At 63.1% G+C, this 24,697-nt stretch carries 22 protein-coding genes; 16 read left to right on the top strand and 6 right to left on the bottom strand.

The window, feature by feature from the left end:
* The first annotated feature begins 34 nt into the window (after positions 1-34).
* Positions 35-193 (top strand): hypothetical protein, encoded by a 159-nt coding sequence (locus RUH64_RS01665; protein WP_313810805.1) that lies wholly within the window; start codon positions 35-37, stop codon positions 191-193.
* 660 nt (positions 194-853) lie between these two features.
* On the opposite strand, the gene RUH64_RS01670 is transcribed toward RUH64_RS01665, so the two are convergent.
* Entirely contained in the window at positions 854-1,564 is a 711-nt protein-coding gene (locus RUH64_RS01670; protein WP_313810807.1) for a VTT domain-containing protein, read from the bottom strand.
* Positions 1,565-1,841: 277 nt separating this feature from the next.
* Between RUH64_RS01670 and RUH64_RS01675 the strand changes: the two genes are divergently transcribed.
* The 4 genes from RUH64_RS01675 to RUH64_RS01690 are packed head-to-tail and all read left to right on the top strand — an operon-like array spanning position 1,842 to position 5,264.
* A complete protein-coding gene (locus tag RUH64_RS01675) occupies positions 1,842-2,759 on the top strand; it encodes an ABC transporter ATP-binding protein (protein WP_313810808.1) in 918 nt (305 codons plus the stop codon).
* The gene (locus tag RUH64_RS01680; protein WP_313810809.1) at positions 2,756-3,511 is read left to right on the top strand and encodes an ABC transporter permease; all 756 of its coding nucleotides are present in this window, start codon (positions 2,756-2,758) and stop codon (positions 3,509-3,511) included. The genes RUH64_RS01675 and RUH64_RS01680 overlap by 4 nt, the downstream gene beginning before the upstream one ends.
* Positions 3,511-4,662 (top strand): histidine kinase, encoded by a 1,152-nt coding sequence (locus tag RUH64_RS01685; RefSeq protein WP_313810810.1) that lies wholly within the window; start codon positions 3,511-3,513, stop codon positions 4,660-4,662. The genes RUH64_RS01680 and RUH64_RS01685 overlap by 1 nt, the downstream gene beginning before the upstream one ends.
* On the top strand, positions 4,659-5,264 hold the full coding sequence (locus RUH64_RS01690; RefSeq protein WP_313810811.1) for a response regulator transcription factor: 606 nt from the start codon (positions 4,659-4,661) through the stop codon (positions 5,262-5,264). The genes RUH64_RS01685 and RUH64_RS01690 overlap by 4 nt, the downstream gene beginning before the upstream one ends.
* Here the strand turns inward: RUH64_RS01690 and RUH64_RS01695 are convergent.
* Complete coding sequence (locus tag RUH64_RS01695) at positions 5,261-5,761, bottom strand: DUF456 domain-containing protein (RefSeq protein ID WP_313810813.1); 501 nt, start codon at positions 5,759-5,761, stop codon at positions 5,261-5,263. The two genes, RUH64_RS01690 and RUH64_RS01695, sit on opposite strands and share 4 nt — an antisense overlap.
* A 57-nt stretch (positions 5,762-5,818) precedes the next feature.
* Between RUH64_RS01695 and RUH64_RS01700 the strand changes: the two genes are divergently transcribed.
* The gene (locus RUH64_RS01700) at positions 5,819-6,619 is read left to right on the top strand and encodes an enoyl-CoA hydratase/isomerase family protein (RefSeq protein WP_313810814.1); all 801 of its coding nucleotides are present in this window, start codon (positions 5,819-5,821) and stop codon (positions 6,617-6,619) included.
* Between the two features lie 57 nt (positions 6,620-6,676).
* Here the strand turns inward: RUH64_RS01700 and RUH64_RS01705 are convergent, their stop codons facing one another.
* On the bottom strand, positions 6,677-8,230 hold the full coding sequence (locus RUH64_RS01705) for a long-chain fatty acid--CoA ligase (protein WP_313810816.1): 1,554 nt from the start codon (positions 8,228-8,230) through the stop codon (positions 6,677-6,679).
* A gap of 116 nt (positions 8,231-8,346) precedes the next feature.
* On the opposite strand from RUH64_RS01705, the gene RUH64_RS01710 reads away from it, so the two are divergent.
* Complete coding sequence (locus RUH64_RS01710) at positions 8,347-9,189, top strand: VOC family protein (protein WP_313810817.1); 843 nt, start codon at positions 8,347-8,349, stop codon at positions 9,187-9,189.
* On the opposite strand, the gene RUH64_RS01715 is transcribed toward RUH64_RS01710, so the two are convergent.
* Positions 9,186-9,977, bottom strand: coding sequence for a GNAT family N-acetyltransferase (locus RUH64_RS01715; protein WP_313810818.1), 792 nt, complete (start codon positions 9,975-9,977; stop codon positions 9,186-9,188). The genes RUH64_RS01710 and RUH64_RS01715 overlap by 4 nt on opposite strands.
* A gap of 103 nt (positions 9,978-10,080) precedes the next feature.
* On the opposite strand from RUH64_RS01715, the gene fdhD reads away from it, so the two are divergent.
* The 4 genes from fdhD (at position 10,081) to RUH64_RS01735 (ending at position 15,836) form a co-directional block, all read left to right on the top strand.
* On the top strand, positions 10,081-10,911 hold the full coding sequence (gene fdhD, locus RUH64_RS01720) for a formate dehydrogenase accessory sulfurtransferase FdhD (protein WP_313810820.1): 831 nt from the start codon (positions 10,081-10,083) through the stop codon (positions 10,909-10,911).
* 63 nt (positions 10,912-10,974) lie between these two features.
* Entirely contained in the window at positions 10,975-13,299 is a 2,325-nt protein-coding gene (locus RUH64_RS01725; protein ID WP_313810822.1) for an FdhF/YdeP family oxidoreductase, read from the top strand.
* Between the two features lie 107 nt (positions 13,300-13,406).
* Positions 13,407-14,159, top strand: coding sequence for a hypothetical protein (locus tag RUH64_RS01730; protein WP_313810878.1), 753 nt, complete (start codon positions 13,407-13,409; stop codon positions 14,157-14,159).
* A 195-nt stretch (positions 14,160-14,354) separates the two neighbouring features.
* Positions 14,355-15,836: a nucleobase:cation symporter-2 family protein gene (locus RUH64_RS01735; RefSeq protein WP_313810824.1), complete on the top strand. Its 1,482-nt coding sequence runs from the start codon at positions 14,355-14,357 to the stop codon at positions 15,834-15,836.
* Positions 15,837-15,913: 77 nt separating this feature from the next.
* On the opposite strand, the gene RUH64_RS01740 is transcribed toward RUH64_RS01735, so the two are convergent.
* A complete protein-coding gene (locus RUH64_RS01740; protein ID WP_313810826.1) occupies positions 15,914-16,462 on the bottom strand; it encodes a hypothetical protein in 549 nt (182 codons plus the stop codon).
* A 539-nt stretch (positions 16,463-17,001) separates the two neighbouring features.
* Here RUH64_RS01740 and RUH64_RS01745 point away from each other — a divergent pair.
* The 5 genes from RUH64_RS01745 to xdhC all read left to right on the top strand — a co-directional run bounded on the left by RUH64_RS01745 (position 17,002) and on the right by xdhC (position 23,935).
* On the top strand, positions 17,002-17,487 hold the full coding sequence (locus RUH64_RS01745; RefSeq protein WP_313810828.1) for a nucleoside deaminase: 486 nt from the start codon (positions 17,002-17,004) through the stop codon (positions 17,485-17,487).
* 12 nt (positions 17,488-17,499) lie between these two features.
* Entirely contained in the window at positions 17,500-19,005 is a 1,506-nt protein-coding gene (locus tag RUH64_RS01750) for an NCS2 family permease (protein ID WP_313810829.1), read from the top strand.
* Between the two features lie 273 nt (positions 19,006-19,278).
* A complete protein-coding gene (locus RUH64_RS01755; RefSeq protein WP_313810830.1) occupies positions 19,279-20,751 on the top strand; it encodes an FAD binding domain-containing protein in 1,473 nt (490 codons plus the stop codon).
* 2 nt (positions 20,752-20,753) lie between these two features.
* Positions 20,754-23,108 carry a xanthine dehydrogenase molybdopterin binding subunit gene (xdhB, locus tag RUH64_RS01760; protein WP_313810831.1) on the top strand — a complete coding sequence of 785 codons (2,355 nt, stop codon included), beginning with the start codon at positions 20,754-20,756 and terminating at the stop codon, positions 23,106-23,108.
* Positions 23,105-23,935: a xanthine dehydrogenase accessory protein XdhC gene (gene xdhC / locus RUH64_RS01765; RefSeq protein WP_313810833.1), complete on the top strand. Its 831-nt coding sequence runs from the start codon at positions 23,105-23,107 to the stop codon at positions 23,933-23,935. The genes xdhB and xdhC overlap by 4 nt, the downstream gene beginning before the upstream one ends.
* A gap of 78 nt (positions 23,936-24,013) precedes the next feature.
* Here xdhC and RUH64_RS01770 read toward each other — a convergent pair whose 3' ends face one another.
* Complete coding sequence (locus RUH64_RS01770) at positions 24,014-24,625, bottom strand: DUF4822 domain-containing protein (protein ID WP_313810835.1); 612 nt, start codon at positions 24,623-24,625, stop codon at positions 24,014-24,016.
* Positions 24,626-24,697 lie beyond the last annotated feature (72 nt).

Here is a 24,697-nt window from a genome sequence, read left to right on the forward strand (position 1 = left end):
TTTCTTGCCGCTTTCTATTGAGAGAATGGAACACATGCCCAAGCAGTACACCGCTGAAGTCAAGGCCCGCGCAGTCACCTACGTCATGGACCGGCTGGACCGATACAAATCGGTCTACGGTGCCTGCCAAGACCTTACACCCAAGCTGAGCATCGGCGCCGAGACCCTGCGCCGGTGGGTCGTCCAAGCCTAGGTCGACGCCGGGGACCGCACCGGACCGGCCAGTTAAGAACTCGCCGAGATCAAAGCGCTCAAAGCCAAGGTCAAGGACCTGGAAGAGAGCAACGAAATCCTCCGGCAGTCAGCGATTTTCTTTAGCTAAGGGAGCTCGACCCTCGCCGGACCTAATCACCGAGTTCATCGACCAGCAATGCGAGTGCGGCTACGCAGTCGAGCGGATCTGTCAGGCCCTGACCACTCAAGGACTGCAGGTCTCTGCGCGCACTGACCGCGGCTGGAAACAACGCCAGCCGGCCTCCCGTACCATCACTGACGCCCAGATCCTCAACGTCCTGCACGATTTGCAGCAGCCTGATGGGAAGTCTGGCAGGTCTAAGTCTGAGGTGCTATACGGGCGACGGAAGATGCGGGCTTGGATGCAGCGTAACGGCTTCCCTGAAATCTCGAAGCACACCGTGGACCGGCTGATGTGCGAGGTAGGAAGGAAATCTGGTCAGGGCGGATTCTATTGGTCGTTGCAACTCTTGAAAGTTCAGGCGGGTTTCAACGACCGTTAGAATTCGCTGTCCATAAAACAACACGCCGCGGCAGCATTCAACCCTGCGAACAGTGGGTGATGCGCCGCGGCGTGCAATGGGGAGGCGGAAGATTCAGCTCCCGGAGTGCCTAGAAATTAGTCTTCGATGGAGTTCTTCTTCTTGGAGCCGCCGCGAGCCTTGAGCAGCTCGACGCCGATCGGAATGACCGAGATCAGCACGATGGCGATGAAGATGATGTCGATGTTGTTGCCAACCCATTCGAACTGTCCGAGCCAGAAGCCCAGCAGTGTCACGCCGATGCCCCACAGGGCGGCGCCGATCAGGTTGTAGATGACGAAGGTGCGGCGGTTCATCTGAGCTACGCCGGCGATGACAGGCACGAAGGTGCGCACCACTGGCACGAAGCGTGCAAGGATGACCGCGCGGCCGCCGTACTTGGTGAAGAACTCGTGGGCGTGCTCGACATTCTTTTGCGAGAAGAAGCGGGAATCGGGCTTCTTGAAGATGGCAGGACCGGTCTTGCGTCCGATGAAGTAGCCGGTTTGATCACCGGCGAAGGCACAGATGAAGATCGATGTGGCGAACAGCCACAGTGGAATGTGGATGGTGCCGGTGGCGATGAGCATGCCGACGGTGAACAACATTGAGTCGCCCGGCAGGAAGAAGCCGACCAGCAGGCCGGTTTCGGCGAAGACGATGCCGCAGACCAGCAGCAGCACCCATGGACCCAAGGCCGGATCGTTGAGGAAGACCGCAGGATTCAACCAGTCAGGCAGGAAGGCGGCGCCGATGGTTGGGGGCGCCAACTCGGTCACTGTCGAAAGAAAAGAAGAATGATCTAGCACGGTAGAAGCCTACGGGATTTCGCTGTGAGTTCGCCCGTGCGCAACGGTGCCCCCGGGGCTGCAAGAACCCCGAGAAGTCGGGCGGTACCGCCTTGACAGGTGTATTTGCTGAAGCTGGACGGCCCATGAATGTGTGCATAGCGAAGCCATGGAAATTGCAGTGGGTAGCCAAGCTCACAAATATGACACCCAGTGTTCCTTACCCATGACAATCGTCATGCATAAGTCATGACAATCCGCTCTTCGCAGGGCAGCTGAAAATCATCAGACTTGAATTATGGAAACACTGAACCGAACCGAAGCAGTATCGCTGACTGGTTTGCACAAGACCTTCACGACGCCGCGCAGCAAGGTCGAAGCGGTGCGCGGGGTTGATCTGGACATCTACACCGGACAGATCGTCGCACTGCTCGGACCGAACGGCGCAGGCAAAACCACCACCGTCGACATGATCCTCGGACTCTCGCAGCCCACCTCCGGGACCCTTCAGGTGCTCGGGCTCGATCCGCATAAGGCGGTCTCCTCCGGCAGGGTCTCGGCGGTGCTGCAAACCGGCGGCCTGCTGCGGGACATGACGGTCATTGAAACCGTGTGCGTCATCGCCGCCATGCACCAGCGCAGCGAACGCGTTGCCGAGGTAATGGAACGCACCGGGTTGACCGAGATCGCCAAACGCCGGGTGGGCAAGTGCTCGGGCGGCGAGCAGCAGCGCATCAAGTTCGCACTGGCGCTGCTGCCGGATCCCGACGTGCTGATCCTCGACGAACCCACCGCCGGCATGGACGTGATGGCACGCCGAGAATTCTGGGCCACCATGCACGAGGAAGCCTCGGGCGGACGCACCATCATCTTCGCCACCCACTACCTTGAAGAAGCCCAGAACTTCGCCGAACGAACGGTGCTGATGAGCCAGGGCCGCATCGTCGCCGACGGGGCGACCGAGGAGCTGCGCAAGCTCATTTCCGGGCGCACCATCAGCGCCACGCTTCCCAGCGAACAGGCGGTGGCCCGCGCCCAGGGATTCGACGCATCGATCAGCATCGCCGAACGCAATGGTTCGCGCATCTGGTTCAAGTGCGCCGACTCCGATGCCTTCGCCAGGGCGCTGCTCACCGAGTACGGGGCCTGGGACCTTGAAATCTCCGCCCCCAGCCTGGAAGACGCATTCATCCAACTGACCAAGGACGCATCATGATCGCCACCTATATCCGCGTTGAATTCGCACGGCACATCCGCGACGGCTACAACCTGATCTTCGCCCTGCTGCTGCCGGCGGCCATGTACTTCCTCTTCGGCAACATCCCCAGCTACACGGACCTGGATCTAGGCAGCGGCAACGTGAAGTTCTACCTCATGGTCTCCATGGCGGCCTATGGGGCTGCGGTCAGCACCGTAGCCATCGCGGGCACCGTTGCCACCGAAACCATGCAGGGCTGGGGCCGGCAGATCGCCCTGACCAAGATGCCGCCGGCGGCCTTTGTTACCAGTAAGATGATCGTCGCCGCCACCGTGGCGGCAGCTTCCGCGGCGCTGGTGTTCGCACTGGGCGCGGCCACGGGGGCGCGGGTCACCGAGGGCTGGATCTGGACCGCGAGCTACCTGATCATCCTGGCCGGAGCCATGATCTTCGCCTGCTACGGCATCGGCGTCGGCATGGTCTTCAAATCCGAATCCGCGCTGGGCCTGGCCAGCGGACTGATGGTGTTCTTCGCCTTCTTCGGCAATGTGTTCATGCCATTGGAGGGAGGCATGCTCGACGCGGCCCGCTTCACCCCGATGTACGGCTATGTGGCGCTGGCCCGCTACCCGCTGCTCAAGGATATTCCCGCCGGATACGACATGGCGCCGGATGCATTGTGGATCCCAGTGGCTAACCTTGTGGCATGGGCATTGATCTTCGCAGTCTTCGCCGTCGTGGCAACACGCAGGGCCAAGGCGCGCCAGTAATGCAATCCGAGAACCACCCCACCGCCCTGGAACAGGCCCGCTGCCCGATCGACGAGGAGCCCGCCTTCTGGGACAAGTGGGGTTGGCTCGTGTCCGGGGTCTGGATCATCTTCCTGATCTTCCCCGTGCTCGACCTGCTGCTCGACGACTATTCGCTGTCCACCAGGATCATCGGGCTGGGCCTCGTCGCCCTGTTTGCGGCGGTCTACCTGCGAGCCTACGCCCAATACAGCCGCGTCGTCGGCGAGGGCGGCACCACCGAGGCCCGCGCACTGATCTACTTCGGAATCCTCTGGGCCATCACCCTGGCAGGAATCCCGGTCATCGGACTCACCGCCATGGGAGTCTTCCCGTTCCTGACCTCCTACTCCGCCTTCCTGCTCACCCGCAGGGTCACCATCGCCACCTATGCGGTGGTGACGGTGCTGTGCTTTGCGCTGCCGATCATCTTCAACAACTTCATGGACCTGATCTTCCTGATCGGTCTCAACCTGGTGCTGATGGTGGTCTACGCTGTCACCGTCGCCGCCATCACCCGCTCCTCCGCCGCGGAAAAGATCCGCGCCGACTACCTGCTGGTCGCCGAGCAGGAGCGCGTGGCAAGGGACGTGCACGACGGCATCGGCCACTCGCTGACAGCCCTGAACCTCAAGGCCCAGCTGGCCCTGCGGCTAATGGACGCGGGGAAGTACGACCAAGCCCGCGGCGAACTGGAGCAGCTCAGCGATCTGGCGGTCAACGCCCTGGACTCGGTGCGCACCACGGTGCACGGGCTGAGCCGGCAGGACCTTGGCACCGAGCTGAGCGAACTGCACAAGTCCTGCGAGGACAACCACATCCGTTTCACCGTCATTGGCCAGGTGGAAGACATCCCGCAGGCCTGGCGCTCGCACATCGCGTGGATCCTGCGCGAGGCGGTGACCAACGTGCTGCGCCATGCCCACGCGGGCTCGGTGGTGATCAGGCTCGACCCGCACTCGGTCAGCGTGGACGACGACGGCGACGGCCTGCAGAACAAGGCCAGCGGCCACGGCATTCGCGGCATGGCCGAACGCGCACGCCTCTTCGGTGCAAGCGCTACAGTGGGAGCATCCGAACTGGGCGGAACCCGCGTCCACGTGGCGTTCTCAACGAGAAACGAGAAATCATGATCAAGGTGCTGATCGCAGATGACCAGCATCTGGTGCGCGGGGCCCTGGCGGCCCTGCTGAACCTGGAAGAGGACATCGAGGTCGTAGCGCAGTGCGCCGACGGTACGGAGGTGGCTACGGCGCTGGACGCCAGCGGAGCCGAGGTGGCGCTACTGGATGTGCAGATGCCGCAGCTCGACGGGCTACGCACCGCCGAACTGCTGCGGATGAGCCATCCGCAGGTCAAGATCCTGATCGTGACAACCTTCGACCGCCCGGGCTACTTCCGCCAGGCCTTCGAAGCGGGAGCCAGCGGCTTTTTGGTGAAAGACTCGCCGCCCGCAGAATTGATCGCGGCGGTGCGCCGGGTGCACCGCGGCGGCAAGGTGGTGGATCCGGCGCTGGCAATCCTCAGCGTCGAGTCAAGCTCAAACCCGCTGACCGAGCGAGAACGCGAAATCCTATCGCTGGCATCCGCCGGGGCACCGGTTTCGCAGATCGCGCACAGCGTGCACCTTTCGGCGGGCACCGTGCGCAACCACCTGTCCAACGCCATCGGCAAGACCAACACCACCAACCGCATCGAGGCGGCGCAGGCGGCCAAAAGGATGGGCTGGATCTAACGGGTGGAAAAGTGCACGATGACCCCGATCATCCACACCGAGGAGGCAAGCAGCACGCAGCCGAACTCGATCACGATCCCCAGGCCCATGGCCTTCAATGCCGCCACCGAGGAACCGGCAGCCCCCTGAACGCTGCCGTGTCGCAGAGACTCCCCGATGAACAGGCCCGCGGCGAAACCGATAAACAGGCCGAGAATCGGAATGACGAAGGCACCGATGACCGCGCCGAGCAGCGCTATCAGAATGGAACCGGTGGGCACCCGATGCTCCTTCAACTTCCTGCCGGTGAGCACCGCCGAGGCGGACCAGCCGAGCACCGCCAGCGCCGTGCCCAGACCCGCCGCCCACCAGGCAGCGGGCGAACCAAGCAGCCAGGCCCAGCCCAGCAGCGTGAGAATTGCCAATAGCGAGCCTGGCAACACCGGAAAAATCGTTCCCAAGGCCGAGACGGCCAAGAGCAAACCGGCGATAATCGTATAGACAATCTGTGCATCCACGTAGCCAAGTGTGGCACGGTGGGCTTTCGAGGACCTAAGCGAAGGACAGTGAGCATCATGAGCACAAACCCAGAGCCGAAAATCTGCGTGCACAGCCAGTCGGGCACCGCTACCGTCGTCATCCAGAACCCAGCCCAGCGTAATGCGCTGACCAAGGACATGTGCCTTGAGCTGGTCGGTGCGCTCGCCGGGCTCGCCGCCGATCCAAGCGTGAATGTTGTGGTGCTGCGCGGGGATGCGGGAAATTTTAGTGCAGGCATCGCCATCGACCAGATCCATCAGGTGCTCTTTGAGCGGGACATCGATGCCCAGCTGGTCAACCACCTCGACCTGCTGGACCATATGCTGCGCGAATGCCCCAAAGTCACCATCGCGGCGGTAGAAGGCTTGTGCTTCGGCGGGGCTTGGCAGGTGGCGGCGGCCTGCGACATCCAGCTTGCCTCTGCGGATGTGGACATTGCCATTACCCCGGCCAAGATCGGGTTGGTGTTCCCGCGTCGGGGCATCGAGCGGCTGGTGCAGCGCGTGGGAGAGGACCGAGCGAAATACCTGCTGCTCACCGGCGCCAAGATCACTGCCGCCCAGGCAGACGACTGGGGTCTGTTCACCAAGGTAGTTCCGGCGGAGGAATTCGAAGAGCGTCTGGAAGAGCTGATCGAGCAGATTTCAGCGAATTCTCCCTACGCGCTGACCCGGATGAAGGAAGCCATCGGCCTGTCGGCCCGCGGGGTGGACACCCCAGCGCACGATCAGTGGTGGGAATCGCTGTGGGAGGAGAACGCGGCAAACCCCGACCTGGTCGAAGGTCGGGAGGCGTTCCTTGAACGGCGGGCTGCACGCTTCGGCGGCGTGCGCTAACCGGCGAGGCGGATGCACCCGTCGGGGTGCATCCGCCTCGCCGGAGACGCTGTTGCGCTACTTCGTGGAGTGCTGGGCCACCAGCTCGCGCTTGAGGATCTTCCCGCTGGGACCCAGCGGGAATTCCTGCACGATCTCGATGATGCGCGGGTACTTGTAGGCGGCGATCTGTTCGCTGATCCAACTGCGGATGGCTTCCGCATCCAGGGTGGAGCCTGCCTGCACGGTGACCGAGGCGGCGATTTCCTGGCCATGGGTCTCATGCGGAACGCCATAGACCGCTGCATTTGAAATCTCCGGATGGCTGATCAGTACCTCTTCGACCTCGCGCGGGTACACGTTGTAGCCGTTGCGCAGGATCATATCCTTGGTGCGGTCGAGGATGCGCACGTAGTCGTCGTCATCCTTGGTGCCCAGGTCCCCGGTGCGGAACCAGCCGTCAACCACCGCTTCCTTGGTGGCTTCCGGTCGGTTGAGGTATCCGGCAAAGAGATTGTGGCCGCGCACCACGATTTCGCCCAGTTCGCCGCGGGGCAGCAGCTTGATCGTATCGGGGTAGGCGGGGTCTGCGACCTCCACGTCAATGCCCCAGATGGGGGTGCCGACGGTGCCCGGCCGAGGGGTCCGGCCGACATGGTTGAAGCAGGCCACCGGCGAGGTTTCGGTCAGACCGTAGCCCTCGTGGATGGGGGCGCCGAAGCGTTCCTGGAAAGCGGTGAGCACCGAGACCGGCAGGGAGGCGCCGCCGGAGATGGCAAAGCGCAGGTTCTTCGGTGTATCGCCGCGTTCCTTGCCGGCTTCGAGCAGGGCAACATACATGGTGGGGACGCCGAAGAAGATGTCGATATGCTCATCGAGCACCAGATCCAGGGCGCCGGCGGCGGTGAACTTGGGCAGCAGCATGATTTCCGCGCCCACGCGCAGCCCAGCGTTCAGCACGGTGGTCTGCCCGAAGGTATGGAAGAGCGGCAGTCCGCCGAACAGCCTGTCGCCGCGGCGCATGTCAATGGTGTCCAGCAGCAGCGTGTTGGTTTGCTCGACCAGGGCGATGTGTGTACCCAGCGCACCCTTGGGCTTGCCCGTGGTGCCGGAGGTGTAGAGGATGGTGGCGATGTCTTCGGGATGCCGCGGCAGGTAGGTGTCGATGGGTTCTGCCTCGGCCGCCAAGTCTTCTAACCGGGTGCTTCCCAATTCTGCCGGTGCCAGAACGCTGAGCGTCTCGATGCCCGAGTTCGTTGCACCTGCGGCGCCCTCGCCCAGCAGCGGTGCGGCGCAGATCAGCAGCTTCGCCCCCGAATCTTCAAGCACGTAGGAGATCTCGTTGCGCTTGAGCAGCGCGTGGATCGGCACGGCAATGGCACCCAGGGAAAGGATAGCGTAATAGACCCGGGCGAAGTCGGTGACATTGGGGATAAGCACAGCTACACGATCCGATTCGCCGATTCCCCTCTCGCGCAGTACGCCGGCGTAGGCTCGTGTTTCCTTCCAGAGGTCGCCGTAGCTGGTGCTTTGACCGTTGACGGTAATTGCCGGCAGATCGCGGTGGCGTGTTGCGCTTTCGGCGAGGATGGCGGCTACGGACAGCGTGACGTTCGACGTCGAAGAAAGCATGGGTGGCTCCTGGAATCAGCGCATTATGCGAGTGTGTGCTGTGTCACAAATAATCTTAGTGGAACTGCGTCTCATTTCAAGGGATCAAGTTTCGCCTTGGGGGAAACCTTCGAAATTTGGCATTGCCCGGGGCGGGCGGCAAGCCTAAACTCGGCCTTAAGGGCTGGATCATTAACGAAATCAGGTTCGTGATGCAGGAATTTGAGACACCGGCGGGGGAGCCGTGTTGGGTAGATCTGCTGACCAGTGACGTCGAGCAGGCGATTGAATTCTATGGTGCCCTGTTCGGATGGAAGCCCGCCGAGGGTTCGCGCACCGCGCCCGTGGTGGAAATGCGGCTGGAGGGGAAGGCGGTGACCGGCTTCCTGCACAATGACAGGCCCCAGCAATTAGATGATGTCTGGACCACCTACCTGAATGTGACCGATGTTCATGCCGCTGTCTACTCGGTCAAATTGCACGGCGGCACGGTGTATCTGGAACCTACTGCGACGGAGCATGAGGGCATCGTGGCGGTGGTGGGCGACCCCAGCGGCATCGGCGTCGGCCTGTGGCAGTCGCTCCATCCCATCCTGACCACGGCAACCGGCAGGCCGGGCACGAGGATCTGGAATGAGCTGCACACCACCGCCTTCCCGGTGGTCACCCGCTTCTACCGCGACGCACTGGGGTGGGAGCTGTTCCCCATCGCCGACACCGACGATTTCCGCTATCAAAGCTTCAGGCAGGGAGCCGAGGCCAAGGCGGGAATCTTCGACATCTCCGGTCAGGAGCATCCCGACCCCGGGTGGCGGACCTACTTCGCCGTGGCGAATGCCGACGCTACGGTGGAACTGGCGGAAAAGCTCGGCGCGCAGGTTCTGCGCCCCGCCACCGATTCGCCCTTCGGGCGTATGGCAGTGCTCAAAGACCCCACCGGTGCCGAATTTTCAATTATGCAGACCCAGAAGCCACGTTAGGGCCTGGTCCACTCGTAGGGGGTGGTGGTTGAGACCTTCAGCATCCCGTTGCGTTCGAGGATCGGGCGTGAATATTCGGTCGAGTCGCTGTGCACGTACCGGTAGCCCGAATCCAGGGCCGACCGTGCGCGGGCGGAGGTCAGCGCCCGGTAGATGCCCTGGCCGCGGAACTCCTTGAGCACCGCACCGCCCCATAGCCCGGCAAATTCGGTGCCGCGCACCGGCTCCAAGCGGCCGGCGCCCACCATGCGCCCGTCGAGGCTCGCCACCCAGAGCTCCATGCCGTCGTTGGTTGCCAACCGGGCGCTGAGCGACTGGGCGATGCGTGGGTCGTAGGGTTCCTCGAAGGCGTCGAACAGCATGCTGCTCATGGCCACCACGTCCCCGGGGCTGCTGATCTTGCGCAGTTCAACGCCTTCGGGCAAAGGGGCCGATGAGACCAGCGATTCCATAGGGCCGATCATGATCGATTCCGGTTCCTGGGCTGTGAATCCGTGGGCCTTCAGCTGCTCATCCAGGCCCGGGGCCACATCGTGCCCGCGGGTCTTGAACTCGACGCTGGTAATCTGCGGCTGCGCCTTGAAGTACTCCAGTGCGGGTCCCACCAGCGCGACCAGGGGAGTTGCCTCGGTGCCGTCGAAATGCGGATAGGTGATGAACCCCTGGCCGCCGGAGAAGGTGACAAGGCGTAGTGTTGACAGCGTTTCCACGTGCAGGGCGCTGGGGGTTTCCGCGTCGGTGCGAAGCTGCTGATCGTAGAGATCCAGGTACTCTGCGGTTTGGGTCATGAGGAAATTCTAAGATTAATTCGTAGTAGTGCGTCGATTCTTTGCGCATCAGATATATCAGTGACACACTCGGAACAATCAGGATTGTAGGCAAGGGAGCACAATGGGACGCAAGATCGTCCGCCGGCGCGTAGTCCGCGCGACTCGAGACGGAGTGACTCGGGTGCGGGAAGAGAAATTGGCAGGCGAGGAGCCCCTGGAAATCCGCTTCGGACATACCTCGTTTACCACGTCCATGCGCACCCCGGGCGATGATTTCGACCTGGTAGCCGGCTTCCTGCTGGCCGAAGGAATCGTCAGCAAGCCCGAGCACCTGGTGGCCATGCGCTACTGCATGGGAACCGATGAGCAAGGCAACCAGACCTACAACGTCATCGAGGTGCAGTTGGGCTTCGGCGCGGTGCCGCCCGATATGAGCACCGCCCGCAATGTGGTGACCAGCTCTGCCTGCGGCATCTGCGGCACCAATTCCATCGACGAGGTCCGCAAGAAATCCACCTTTGAACTGGATTCCTCGATGGGACGTCTCACCTTGGATACGCTGTTGAATATGCCAGATACCCTGCGCGAATCCCAGCAGCTGTTTTCCTCCACCGGAGGCGTACATGCAGCGGGATTGTTCTCAACCTCCGGTGAACTGCTGATCCTGCGCGAAGACGTGGGGCGGCACAATGCGGTGGACAAGGTACTGGGTGCTGCGCTGCGTGAGGGGCGGCTTCCGCTGCAGGAGACGGTGCTGCAGGTATCCGGGCGCGCGTCATTTGAATTGGTGCAGAAGGCAGCCATGGCCGGGATTCCGGTGCTGACGGCCGTCAGTGCACCGTCGTCGCTGGCCGCTGATTTGGCCGACGAGGCGGGGTTGACGCTCGCCGCATTCTCGCGGGGGCACAGCGTGAATATTTATACACATGCGGAACGCGTCGTCAGCGCGTAGCATTAGACTTATATATCAGTGACGCGGGTCACGAAATCTGAGCCGAAAGTATGGAGGACCGTTATGCACCGCCCCGCTCCCGAGCAGGATATTAACGAAAACGACCTGAAGGTCAGCGAGCCAGCGCATGCCGCCGCGGGCCTGAAGGCGGTCATGGTCTCCATGGAACGCGGCTTCGTCGAGGCGGGTCCGAGCCGAACCCTGCGTTCGATGCTGCGCGTGAATCAGCACGATGGCTTCGACTGCCCGGGCTGCGCCTGGCCCGAATCCATCACCGGCAAGCGCAAACCCGCAGAGTTCTGCGAAAACGGCGCGAAGGCCATCGCCGAAGAGGCCAGCGCCCGCACCGTCACCCCCGAATGGTTTGAGCAGCACCCGATCTCCATGCTGCGCGACAAGACAGAATACTGGCTGGGCAAGCAGGGGCGCATCACCAGCCCGATGATCATCCGCGAGGGCGAGACCCACTACACCCCGATCAGCTGGGCGCAGGCGTTCTCCACCATCGCCGAGCACGTGCAGGCGACAACCCCGGACCGCTGCGTGTTCTACACCTCCGGGCGCACCGCCAATGAAACAGCGTTCGTGTATCAGCTGCTGGCGCGATCGCTGGGCACCAACAACATGCCTGACTGCTCGAATATGTGCCACGAATCCTCGGGCACCGCGCTGAACCCGACCATCGGCATCGGCAAGGGCACCGTCTCACTGGAGGACTTCGACCACGCAGAGGCGATCTTCGTCGTCGGCCAGAACCCCGGAACCAACCACCCGCGCATGCTCTCCGCCCTGGCAGACGCCCGCAAGCGCGGGGCCAAGATCATCGCCATCAACCCGCTGCCGGAGGCCGGCTTCTTCGGGCTCAAGGACCCGCAGAGCGTCAAGGGCCTGCTGCTGAGCAAGCCGGAACCGATCGCCACCGACTTCCTGCAGATCAAGGTCGGTGGCGACCTGGCACTCTTCCAGGCCTTCGGCCACCTGCTCTTCGAGTATGAAGAGCAGAACCCGGGCAGCGTGGTGGACCGCGAGTTCATCGAGCGCGCCACCGACGGCTTCGAGGCGTACCGCGAAGCACGCAAGAGCATCGACTGGGAGGCCACCGAGGCGGCCACCGGCCTGACCCGCGCGCAGATCACCGAGATCGCCATGGTGCTTGCCAAGTCCAAGGCAACCATCATCTGCTGGGCGCTGGGGCTGACCCAGCAGCCGCACTCGGTGCCGACGCTGAAGGAAATCATCAACCTGCTGCTGTTGCAGGGCAACTTCGGCAAGCCCGGCGCGGGCGCCTGCCCGGTGCGCGGCCACTCAAATGTCCAGGGCGACCGCACCATGGGCATCTGGGAGAAGCCCAGCGAGGCGCTGTTGAAGGCGCTGGACGCCGAGTTCGGCATTCAATCCCCGCGCGAGCACGGCTACGACTCCACCGAAACCCTGCACGCCTTTGAAAGAGACGAGATCGACGTGTTCGTCTCCATGGGCGGAAACTTTGCGCTGGCGAACTCCGACACCGAGGCACTAGAGGCCGGCATGCAGCGCGCCAAGCTGACGGTCCACATCTCCACCAAGCCGAACCGCTCCCACGTGGTGCACGGCAAGACCTCGCTGATCCTGCCCACCCTGGGCCGCACCGACAAGGACGACAAGCATCCGGGCGGGGCACAGTTCCTCTCGGTGGAGGACTCCATGTCGGTGATCAAGTCCACCCGCGGCCGGCTGACCCCGGTCTCCGAGCACCTGCTGGCAGAGCCGGTGATCGTGGCCCGCATGGCGCAGGCGATCTTCGGCGACGACCACCCGGTGGATTGGCGCGCCATGGCCGACGACTACGACGTCATCCGCGACCACATTGAACGGGTGCTGCCAGGCTTCGAGGACTTCAACACCCGGGTGCGCGAGAAGAACGGCTTTGTGCTGCCCAACCCGCCGCGCGACACCCGTTCCTTCGCCACTGACATCGGCCGCGGGCGCTTCACCGTCTCGGACTTCGAGGCGCTTGAAGCCCCCGAGGGCCACCTGATTCTGCAGACCATGCGCTCCCATGACCAGTACAACACCACGTTCTACGGTTTGGACGACCGCTACCGCGGCATCAAGGGCGGACGCCGGGTCATCCTGATCAACCCGGAGGACCTTGAGGCCACCGGATTCAAGGACCGGGACCTGGTAGACGTCATCTCGGTGTTCCAGGGCACCGAACGCCGTGCGAACCGTTTCCGACTGGTCTCCTACCCGACGGCCAAGGGCTGCGTCGCCGCCTACTATCCGGAGGCCAACGCCCTGGTGCACAGGGACCTGGTGGCCCGCGAGTCGAACACCCCTGGCTTCAAGGCAATGATGGTGCGCTTCGTTGAGCACACCCAGGACCCGGGCCCGACGCTGAACAGCTGATCGAGCAGTTGCGGGGCATTGGGAACTCATCGAGGCTGCCGGGAGTTAAGCAAGGCATATCGATGAGTTCTATCTCGTGAACCGACCAAGGAGTGAGCGCAGTGGGAATGTTCGACAAATGGATCCGCAAAGGCCAGCAGCTGGCTGGTGATTATCTGCGCGAGCAGCAGAACAAGCCAAGCAACAACAACCGCTCCGGCGGCGGGTACCAAAACCAGTCAAATGGTTACGGCTTCCAGAGCGAATCCAGTGGTTACGGGTTCCAGAACCAGCCCTTTGGTAGCGGCTACCAGAACCAGCCGCAGGCTCCCGCCCCAGCGCCGAATGCGCACTACGGACAGCAGGCATCCGCCGAAGACCGTGCGGCGATTGAAAAATACCGCTACATGCTGCGCACCGCTCCTCCTCAGGATATGGAGCGCGCTCACGCCGAGGCGTTCGCGCGGCTTACCCCGCAGCAGCGCGGCATGCTGTACACCGAGCTGTCGGGTGAACTGCCGGCCTATGAACGCCCAGCCAGCGACAAACCCGAGGACCTGGCCCGCGCGGCAACTCGAGCCGAGGTGTCAAAGCCTGGATTCATGGAGAAGATTCTCGGTGGCGGATCGGGCCGAGGCCGCATGGCTGGAGGCGTGGCGGCCGGAGCTGCAGGTGCCGCGGGTGGACTTGGCCTCGGGCTGATGGCAGGCGTGGCAGCGGGATTCGTCGGCTCGGCCATCGCCGGTCCGCTGCTTGAGGGCTTCTCCGGCCTCGGGGAGCAGGTGGCCGGTGCCGCCGAGGGCTTCGCAGATCAGGGCGGCGGGCTCTTTGGGGACGTGTTCGGTTCGGCGGACGAGGGGTTCGGAGGCTTCGACTTCTAGGCACCCGCTCTCACAGCCGCCTATGCTACGCAGGGAAAGAATAGCCAAGCTAAGCGCTTGACGTGATGCACCTCGCTTGTCACGAAGGCCCTGTGGTGGATTTGGCCAACCAAAGTACGTCAGACTTAAAGGATGTCGCGCTTCGTCATTGCATCGGAGCAGTCACTCGAATCCCACTGACGACGGAGGTCACCCATGAGCGCTGCCGAAAGCACTGCAGCCCCAAGCACCAGACCCGAGGATGAACGGCTTCCCTTTGGCCGTACCATCGCCTACGGATTTCAGCATGTTCTGACCATGTACGGCGGCATCATCGCCCCACCGTTGGTGATGGGCGGCGCCGCCGGCATGGACACCGCGCAGATGGGTGTGCTGGTGGCCAGCTGCCTGTTCATCGGCGGTCTGGCGACCTTCCTGCAGACTCTCGGTATTCCATTCTTCGGAGCCCAGCTGCCGCTGGTCCAGGGTACCTCCTTCTCCGGTGTTGCCACCATGATCGCGATCCTGAACAAGGACGGCGGCATGCAGGCGGTCTTCGGCGCGACCCTCGCCTCCGGCGCCATCGGCATCCTGCTGGTGCCGTTCTTCGCCAAGCTGCTGCGCTTCTTCCCTCCGGTGGTGACCGGCACGGTCATCACCATTATCGGTATGTCGCTGTTCCCCGTCACCGCTGACTGGGCCATGGGTGGCGCCGGCGCAGAAGACTACGGTTCGCTGAAGTACATTGCCCTCGCGGCGATCACCCTGCTGATCCTGCTGGCACTGACCAAGTCCGGCGTGCCGGCATTGGCGCGCCTTTCGATCCTGCTGTCCATCGTGCTGGGCACCATCGTCGCGTTCTTCATGGGCCTTGCAGATTTCTCTGGCGTGATGGAGGGCGACATGTTCGCCTTCCCCACCCCGTTCGCCTTCGGTCCTCCGATCTTCAAGGTCGGCGCCATCATCTCCATGATGATCGTGATCCTGGTGACCTACACGGAAACCACCGCAGATATGTTGGCGGTTGCCGAGATCACCGGTTCCAAGGTCGACCCGCGCCGCGTTGCCAACGGCCTGCGCGCGGACATGCTCTCCTCCACTGTCGCCCCGATCTTCAACACCTTCACACAGTCGGCCTTCGCTCAGAACGTCGGTCTGGTGGCGATTACCGGTGTGAAGAGCCGCTTCGTGGTGGCCGCCGGCGGCGGCATCCTGGTGGTCCTGGGCCTGTTGCCGGTGTTGGGCCGCGTGGTAGCCTCCATTCCGGCTCCGGTACTGGGCGGTGCGGGCATCGTGCTCTTCGGCTCCGTGGCCGCGGCCGGCATCCGCACCTTGGCCAAGGCCAAGGATGACAACATGAACATGGTCATCATCGCGACCTCGCTGGCCTTCGGCAGCATCCCGATGGTCAAGCCCGACTTCTACGACCAGTTCCCTGACTGGGTGGGCACCATCTTCCAGTCGAGCATCTCCTCGGCAACGATCATGGCCGTATTGCTGAATATCATCTTCAACGAGTTGAGCTTCGGCAAGAAGAAGACGATCTCCCCGCGCACCATCTACAAGTACCAAATGGATGCGCTCTCCGACGGCGACAAGGTCGTCGACGGCAAGTTGTTCGACGGCCAGGGCCTTGAGGTTCGGGTGATCGCCGAAGACCACGGTCAAGCCGGCGACAGGCCGATGCCGCCGCTGTAGCAAGACCTGCACGTCGATGAAGCCCGCCGTTTCCCTTGAGGGAAACGGCGGGCTTCATGCATCTGCGGCTGGGATGATCAGTCGGTGAATTTCGCCTCTACCACAGCGTGCTTGTCTCCGTTTGCGGCGGTTTCATTTAGCACCCGCAGCTGCAACACGGAGTTGTCCTCGGTGTTCCTGTACGTGACGAAGACCGAGCCGGCTCCCGCATCCTGCGCCGTGCGATCCCAGTTGGGTCCACCCTGCGGTGCGTGCTGCTTCAGCGCAGCGATGACATCGCTTGTGGCCAGCTCGCTCATCTGTGCTTCGCGTCCGGCGCCCCAGGCTCGAACCAGTTCATCGGCATAGTCCACCGCATCGGTGGGAATGGCGGCCATTGACGTTGCCGTAGGGCTGGACGGCGCCGGCGTTGACGATGGTGCAGTGGATGAGGCTGGCGCAGCTGATGCCGTCGGGCTGGGCGAACCGGGCGAGGCGGTAGTCGGCGCCGGCGTCGCCGGGGTCGACATGGATTCGGCAGGGGAGGGAGAGCTGGGTTCGGTGGAGCTGTTGGAGCATCCGGTCAACAGCAATGCGGCTATGGAAATGCCGCCGATGGCTGCCAACTTTCCTGATTTGGTGGACATGAGATCCCTCCATGGGCAAACTCGCGGTTGTAGTTATCAGGTGACCCGGCCCTGCAAGCAAGCCGCCCCAAAAGGTGCGCCCGAGATTCATGGTCCTCCATCTGCCGCAGGGGAACAATGAATTTCACCAGACGCTGAAGCGATACACAGGCATCATCGAGATTGCGCGCAGAGCGCGTCAAGCCCCGGCTAGTCGCCGCACGGATGCCTTCTGGGCGGTGCACCAGTTTCGGCGTGATGTAAACAGTGGATATGGGGACGGAGGAAGATTCCGAAGGCATGCTGATGTCTATATATTCCCCTTTGCGCATGTTAGTAGGGTGCTCCTGCGGTCGCGTAGGTGGACTGTACCCAAAAGAAAACTGTGGCCTGGCTCACGTATTTAGTGCTAGCCTCTTCTGTGTCTAAGGCGGGCACCCGGGAATCGGGTCGCTATCTACCTGGCGTGTACTGATGGAATCAGCAGATAAGCGATGCGTCAGCCAGGTAGTGTTTTCTAGCTGTGCGGCGTGCTTATCCGAAAGCTTTGAGGAGCTACGATGCACGAAACGACAATCGGCCAAAACTATCTGGCAATGGCCGTAGAAATCGCCACCCGAAATGTCCACAATCAGGGAGGGCCCTTTGGCGCCCTGATTCTGGCGCCCGACGGGCAGATCTTTGAAGGGGTCAATCGCGTTACTGCGACCAATGACCCCACCGCCCATGCCGAAGTGGTGGCAATCCGCGCCGCCGCCAGCGGACTGGGTACCTTCAACCTCAGCGGCTGCGTGCTCTACACCAGCTGCGAACCCTGCCCGATGTGCCTGGCCTCGGCGCTGTGGGCGCGCGTTGAACGCGTGGTCTTCGCCGCGGATCGCCATGATGCCGCGGCCGCGGGCTTCGACGACGCGGTCTTCTACGACTACTTCGACCCGGACTCCGACAAGGCGTTGATGCCTGTTGTGCGCGATGCCCGGACCAATGACATCCGACTGCAGCCATTTGCTGCGTGGGATGCCTTGGAATCACGCACCGACTATTAGGCGGAGCGAATCATGACTGCGAACCAGACGCGTGTTGGCGCCGCGCAGCTGCCGCCCGAGGGGCGGACTTCCGAACCACCAAACAGCGGCCCGCGCCAGCTGATTGACGGATTCTTCAAAATTACCGAACGCGGCTCAACACTAGCCCGCGAATTCAGGGGCGGGGTTGTCACCTTCTTTACGATGGCCTACATCGTGGTGCTCAACCCGCTGATCCTCGGTGGTTTCAGTGCCGACGCGGCACCGGTGGACGTCGCGGGAGGCTGGCTGCCGGCCGGCCAGGTCGGGGCCATGACAGGCTTGACCGCAGGGGTGTTGACGATCTTCTTCGGGCTCATCTCTAACCTGCCCTTTGCACTGGCCGCGGGCCTGGGCATCAACTCCTTCCTTGCGGTGTCGGTGATCCAGGACGTCACCTGGCCTGAAGCCATGGGCCTGGTGGTCATCAACGGCGTGCTGATCGTCATCTTCGGTCTGACGGGCATCCGAACGGCGATCTTCCATGCGATCCCCAAGGACCTGAAGGCTGCGATCACCGTGGGCATCGGTTTGTTCATCACCTTCATCGGCTTCGTCGACTCCGGGTTTGTGACTCGAACCCAGGGCGGACCGCCGGTGCAACTGGGCGATGACGGATCGATCGTCTCGATCCCCACCATCCTGTTTGTGATCGGCCTGCTGATCATGGGCGCATTGGTGGCCCGAGGGGTGCAGGGGGCCATCCTGATCGGCATCATCGTCACCACGGCGATGGCAATGCTTGCAGAAAACATCTTCCACATCGGCCCTGCAAGCGCCGATAATCCCAACGGATGGCACCTGAACACCCCGGTGCTTTCGGGGCAGATCGCCTCGGTTCCGGACTTGAGCCTGGCCGGAGACTTCGACCTGTTCGGATCCTTCGCCCGCATCGGCGTGCTGGCGGGAACGATGCTGGTATTCACCCTGGTGTTCACCAACTTCTTCGACGCCATGGGGACGATGACCGGACTGGCAAAGAACGCCGGCCTTGCCCGCAAGGACGGTACCTTCCCTCGGTTGAAGTCGGCATTTGTCATCGAAGGCATGGGTGCTGTGCTCGGCGGCATGGGCTCGTCCTCGTCGAATACCGTCTACGTGGATTCGGCGGCGGGCATCGGCGAAGGTGCGCGCACGGGGCTCGCCTCGGTAGTCACCGGCGTGCTGTTCCTCGGCTCCATGTTCTTCACCCCGTTGACCTCGATGGTCCCCATCGAAGTTGCGGCGGCGGCACTGGTGCTGGTGGGAACGATGATGTGTGCACAAATTCGGGAGATCAACTTCAAGAAGTTCTCCAGCGCCATGCCGGCATTCCTGACGCTGATCACCATGCCACTGACCTACTCGATCGCCAACGGCATCGGAGCCGGGTTCATCGCCTGGGTCTTCGTCAACACCGCCGCCGGGCGTGCACGCAAGATCCACCCGCTGATGTGGGTGGTTGCCATCGGGTTCCTGGTGTACTTTGCCCGCGGACCCATCACACTCATGCTGAGCTGACCAGTTCATAGTGGGGCCATATGGTCCCCGAATATGATACAGTTCACATTCGATTCGGTTGTTGCAACCGGGAATCTAGACCTTCTTGGAGGACCCGCGATGGGTGGATTTGAAGTATGGGCGAAAGGACAGATCGCCCACGGAGAGTAGGGGCCGCTGGGCCCAAGGGCCAACGCACAGCCCGCGCCGTGGCGCGCGCGGCGCGGGCAACTATTTTTCTATTCATCCATTCAACATGCACCCGTACTACCCGGGTGTAGGAGGTACGAGGCCATGAGTGCCCCGGAAACAACCGATACCCGATGTGTCATCACCGTGAACGGCAAGGCCGTTGAATTCACTTCATCCCCGCACACCAATGCACTGGATTTTCTGCGTGGCACGGGGCTCATTGCGAGCAAGGAAGGCTGCGCCGAAGGCGAATGCGGCGCCTGCTCGATCCTCGTAGCCCGCCCTGACGGCGAGGAAGGCTCACGCTGGACGGCGCTGAACGCCTGCCTGCTGCCCGCCGCGGCGCTCGACGGCCAGGAAGTCATCACCGCCGAAGGCCTGGGCGACGAAGCAAACCTGCACCCTGTCCAAGATGCCATGGCCGCCGCCGGCGGCTCCCAATGCGGCTACTGCACCCCCGGATTCATCTGCTCCATGGCCGCCGAATACTACCGGCCGGAACGCGGCGACGAAGCGGAGCAGGAAGGCGAGCACCAGTGCGGCCCCAACGGCTTCGACCTGCATTCGCTCTCCGGCAACCTCTGCCGCTGCACCGGCTACCGTCCGATCAAGGACGCCGCCTACTCGCTGGGCAGCCCCACCCAACTCGACAGCCTCGCAGAACGCCGCGAACACCCGGCCCCGGCGCCCGCCGCCACCGACCTGCACCGCGCGGACACCCCCGAAGGACAGCTGGGGCGCTACCGCCGCCCCACCAGCCTGAACCAGGCACTTGAAATCCTCGCGGAAGAACCCGAAGCCCAGCTGCTGGCGGGAGGCACCGACTGGGGCGTCGAGGTCAACATCAAGGGCGTCCGCGCCCGCAACCTGATAGCCATCGACCGCCTTCAGGAGCTGCGCCGGATCAGCTTCACCGACGAACATGCAACCCTCGGCGCAGCCTGCACCCTGAGCGAACTCGAACGCCAGCTGGCGGGGCGCATCCCGCTGCTGGGGCAGCTGTTCCCGCAGTTCGCCTCGCGGCTGATCCGTAACGGCGCCACCATCGGCGGGAACCTGGGCACCGGTTCCCCGATCGGCGACACCCCGCCGGCGCTGCTGGCGCTGGAGGCCGAACTGGTGCTCAGCTCGTTGGCAGGCGACCGCGTGGTGCCGCTGTGCGACTACTTCACCGGCTACCGCCAAACCGTGCGCAAGCCCGGGGAGCTGATCAGCGCCATCCGCATCCCGTTGCCTCTGGCGCCGATGACCAGCTTCCAGAAGATCGCCAAGCGCCGCTTCGACGACATTTCCTCCGTGGCCATCGGCTACGCGGTGCAGGTGGACGACGGCATCATCACCCGTGCAAGCATCGGGCTCGGCGGCGTGGCCGCCACCCCGCTGCGCGCCAGCGCCACCGAACAAGCGCTGGTCGGCAACGCCTGGAACCTTGAAACCATCCGCGCCGCGGCCGCAGTCATGGCCACCGAGGGCACCCCGATGGACGACCATCGTGCCAGCGCCGGCTACCGCAGCGCCATGCTGGGTTCCTCCCTTGAAAGATTCTTTGCCATGAACCTCAAGGAGGTGCGCTAATCATGAGCCAGCTCTCCCAAAGACCAGCAGCATCAATCGTCGGCGAATCCCACCCGCATGAATCTGCCAAGGCGCATGTCACCGGCTCTGCCTATTACACCGACGACCTGGTGCACCGGTTCACCGGGGTGCTGCACGCTTTCCCCGTGCAGTCCACCGTGGCACACGCCAAGCTGCTGAGCGTCGACCCCGCCCCCGCACTGAAGATCCCCGGGGTCGTGGAAGTCATCACCGCCGCCGACATTCCGGGCGTGAACGACCAGGGCGCGAAGCATGACGAACCGATGCTGCCCACGGATGAAATCATGTTCTACGGCCAGCCCATCGCCTGGGTGCTGGGCGAGGACCTAGAAGCCGCCAAGGCGGGCGCCGACGCCGTGGCAGTTGAATTCGAGGCGCTCGAATCGCTGGTTACCATCAAGGACGCCATCGCCGCGAACAGCTACCACGGCATCAGCCCGGTCATTGACAAGGGCGATATCGACTCAGCCTTCGCCGACGCGGCCCATACCTTTGAAGGGGAGTTCGAATTCGGCGGACAGGAGCACTTCTACCTGGAGACCCAGTGTTCTCTGGCCTATGTGGATGAGGGCGGGCAGATCATGATCCATGCCTCCACCCAGCACCCCACCGAAACCCAGGACATCGTCTCCCACGTGCTGGGCATCGACGCACACAACATCACCGTGCAGGTCATCCGCATGGGCGGCGCCTTCGGCGGCAAGGAAATGCAGCCGCACGGCTACTCCGCGGTGGCGGCCCTGGGCGCTCTGAAGACCGGGCGTCCGGTGCGCGTGCGCCTAGACCGCACCCGCGACATCACGATGACCGGCAAGCGCCACGGCTTCCACGCCGTGTGGAAGATCGGCTTCGACGCAGAAGGCAAGATCCTTGCGCTGGACGCCACCCTGGTGGCCGACGGCGGGTGGAGCCTCGACCTCTCCGAGCCGGTGCTCACCCGCGCCCTGTGCCACATCGACAACTCCTATTGGATCCCCAACATCCGGGTCCACGGACGCGTCGCCAAATGCCACAAGACCTCGCAGACCGCCTTCCGCGGATTCGGCGGCCCGCAGGGCATGCTGGTCATGGAAGACATCCTCGGCCGGGTAGCCCCGCAGATGGGATTCGATCCGCGCGAACTGCGGGCCAAGAACTTCTACGAAGACGGCCAGGACACCCCCTATTACCAGCCGGTGCGCCACCCGGACCGCATCCGCAGCGCCTGGGACCAGGCGCTGCGGGATGCGGATATAGCTCGCCGTGAGGCCGAGATTGCCGAATTCAACGCGAACAATGAGCACAGTAAGCGTGCGTTGGCGTTGACCCCGGTCAAGTTCGGCATCTCCTTCAACCTCACGGCGTTTAACCAGGGCGGTGCGCTGGTGCTGGTCTACAAGGACGGATCGGTACACGTCACCCACGGCGGCACCGAAATGGGCCAGGGCCTGCACACCAAGATGATGCAGGTCGCCGCCACAGCCCTTGGCGTGCAGCTGTCCAGCGTGCGGATCGCCCCAACCCGTACCGACAAGGTGCCTAACACCTCCGCCACCGCTGCAAGCTCCGGCAGCGACCTGAACGGCGGCGCCATCAAGGACGCCTGCGAGCAGATCCAGGCACGGCTTGCCCAGGTCGCGGCGGGGATGCTCGGAGTTCCTGCCCACGAGGTGAAGTTCCACCGCGGCGTGGTCACTGGGCTGAGCAACGGCAAGACCGTCAGCTGGGAGGAAGTGGTTCGCACCGCCTACTTCCAGCGCATCCAGCTTTCGGCCGCGGGCTTCTACCGCACCGAGGGGCTGCACTGGGATCTGAGCACCATGACGGGTTCGCCGTTCAAGTACTTCGCCTATGGCGTTGCGGCCAGCGAGGTAGAGGTCAGCCGGTTTGACGGTTCCTACACGCTGCGCCGTGTTGACATCGTCCACGACGTGGGGGATTCGCTCTCCCCGCTGATCGATCTGGGTCAGATCGAGGGCGGTTTCGTCCAGGGAGCCGGCTGGATGACCCTGGAGGATCTGCGCTGGGACAGCAGCGACAGGCCCACCCGCGGGCGGCTGGCCACCCAGGCCGCCAGCACCTATAAAATCCCAAGTTTCTCCGAAATGCCGGAGATTTTCAATGTGTCCCTACTGGATAAGGCCCATGAAGAAGGTGCAGTCTACGGTTCCAAAGCCGTGGGCGAGCCGCCTTTGATGTTGGCCTTCTCGGTGCGTGAAGCCCTGCGCCAAGCAGCTGCCAGCTTTGGCCCTGCAGGGCACAGCGTGGACCTCGCCTCCCCAGCAACACCGGAGGCGATGTTTTGGGCCATTGAAGCTGCCCGCACGGCGGCGGCTGGACACCAAGCTCGGTCATGAGCTGGTTGGATGAACTGCTGCGCTTGCGCGCGGCAGGGCTGCCATCCGTGATGGTCACGGTGAGCGCGGTGCGCGGACACGCACCGCGCGAAGCCGGGACCAAAATGATTGTCAGCCAAGAAACGCTGAGCCACACCATTGGCGGCGGCAACCTGGAGATGGTGGCCATCGACCGCGCCCGGCAGATGCTGAGCGAGGGGGCCACCGAACCAGAAGTATTGAACCTGAGACTCAACGACAAGGAGCGCAGCCGCTATGGGCGGCAGTGCTGCGGGGGAGAGGTGAGCATCTTGCTTGAACCAATGCCGGTGCCGCCGGTGGTGGCGATCTTCGGCATGGGGCATGTGGGGCAGGAGCTTGCCCGCATCCTCGCCCGGCAGGACATCGAACTCTATGTCAGCGATTCGCGTCCCGAACAGATTGAATCGCTGGAATTCCTGCAGCCGGCCCAGGCACGAATCCATCCGGTGCCCGCACTGTTGGGGGAGGAGCTGATCGGTACGCTCCCGGCCGCGGCGCATGTGCTGATCATGACCCACGACCATGCCGAGGACTTCCACCTGTGCGATGCGGCGCTGGCCCGCGAAGACCTGGGATCCATCGGGTTGATCGGATCAAGCGCCAAATGGCGGCGTTTTGAAAAGAACCTGTCGGCCGCGGGGTACGCACCCGAAGCAGTAGCACGGATCAACTGCCCGATCGGAATTCCTGAACTAGGCGGAAAGCACCCTGCCACCATCGCGGTGAGCGTTGCCGCCGACCTGCTGCAGCGCTTTGCCCTCAAGGCGCCGGTGCATCAGATCAGCCAGGGCCGCGCGTCTGTCTGACAGGCACCCGCCCGGATACTGAAATGGCCGCTGCGGCTCCCTCCAAATGGGAGCAGCAGCGGCCATCGGCGCGAGTGCTTAGTGCTGGTTGCCGTTGTTGAAGTGGTAGCCGCCCTTGCCCTGGTTGCCCTGGCCGTTGGCGCCTGGACCCTTGGCATCGGTGCCCGGCTCAACGTGGTTGGTCTTGGTGTGCACGATGTCGTAGTAGACGCTGGTGTCTGCTGCGTTAGGGAATACGCGGTAGGTGAAGACGTTCTTGGTCAGCTCGGTGATCGGAACAACGCGCTGGAACAGGACGTCGCCTGCATCGTTCTTGGCGTTGATCCAACGCTCGGTGCCTTCAGCGTTCACGGTCCAGTCGCCCTTGAGCTTCGGGCTGTTATCCAGGTTGTACATGGTGTAGGTGCCGTCAGCCTTGAAGTAAGCCCAGCCAACGAAGTTGGAGACTGCTGGGTTATCCAGGGCTACGCGGTTGCCGTCTTGGTCAACTGCGCTGGTGGTCTTCCATGGGGTGGAAGCCAGGGTCTGCGAAGGAGTCAGGTTCTTCCAAGCAGAAGCGGTGGTGGAAACGAAGCCGTCCTGGTTGGCTGGGGCTGCGTTGGCTGGGGCAACGGTGAATGCTGCTCCGGCGGCAACTGCCACTGCAACGCTGGACATGACTAAACGGCGGGAAACTGAGGAAATGTTCATGTCTTCAAATTTACGGATCGCCAAAACCGCGCACATCATCCGTTTGGCTATACCTGCGGTGGCTTGATGGCA

Origin of the sequence: Glutamicibacter sp. (assembly GCF_032154645.1) — a bacterium.
Lineage (GTDB): Bacteria > Actinomycetota > Actinomycetes > Actinomycetales > Micrococcaceae > Glutamicibacter.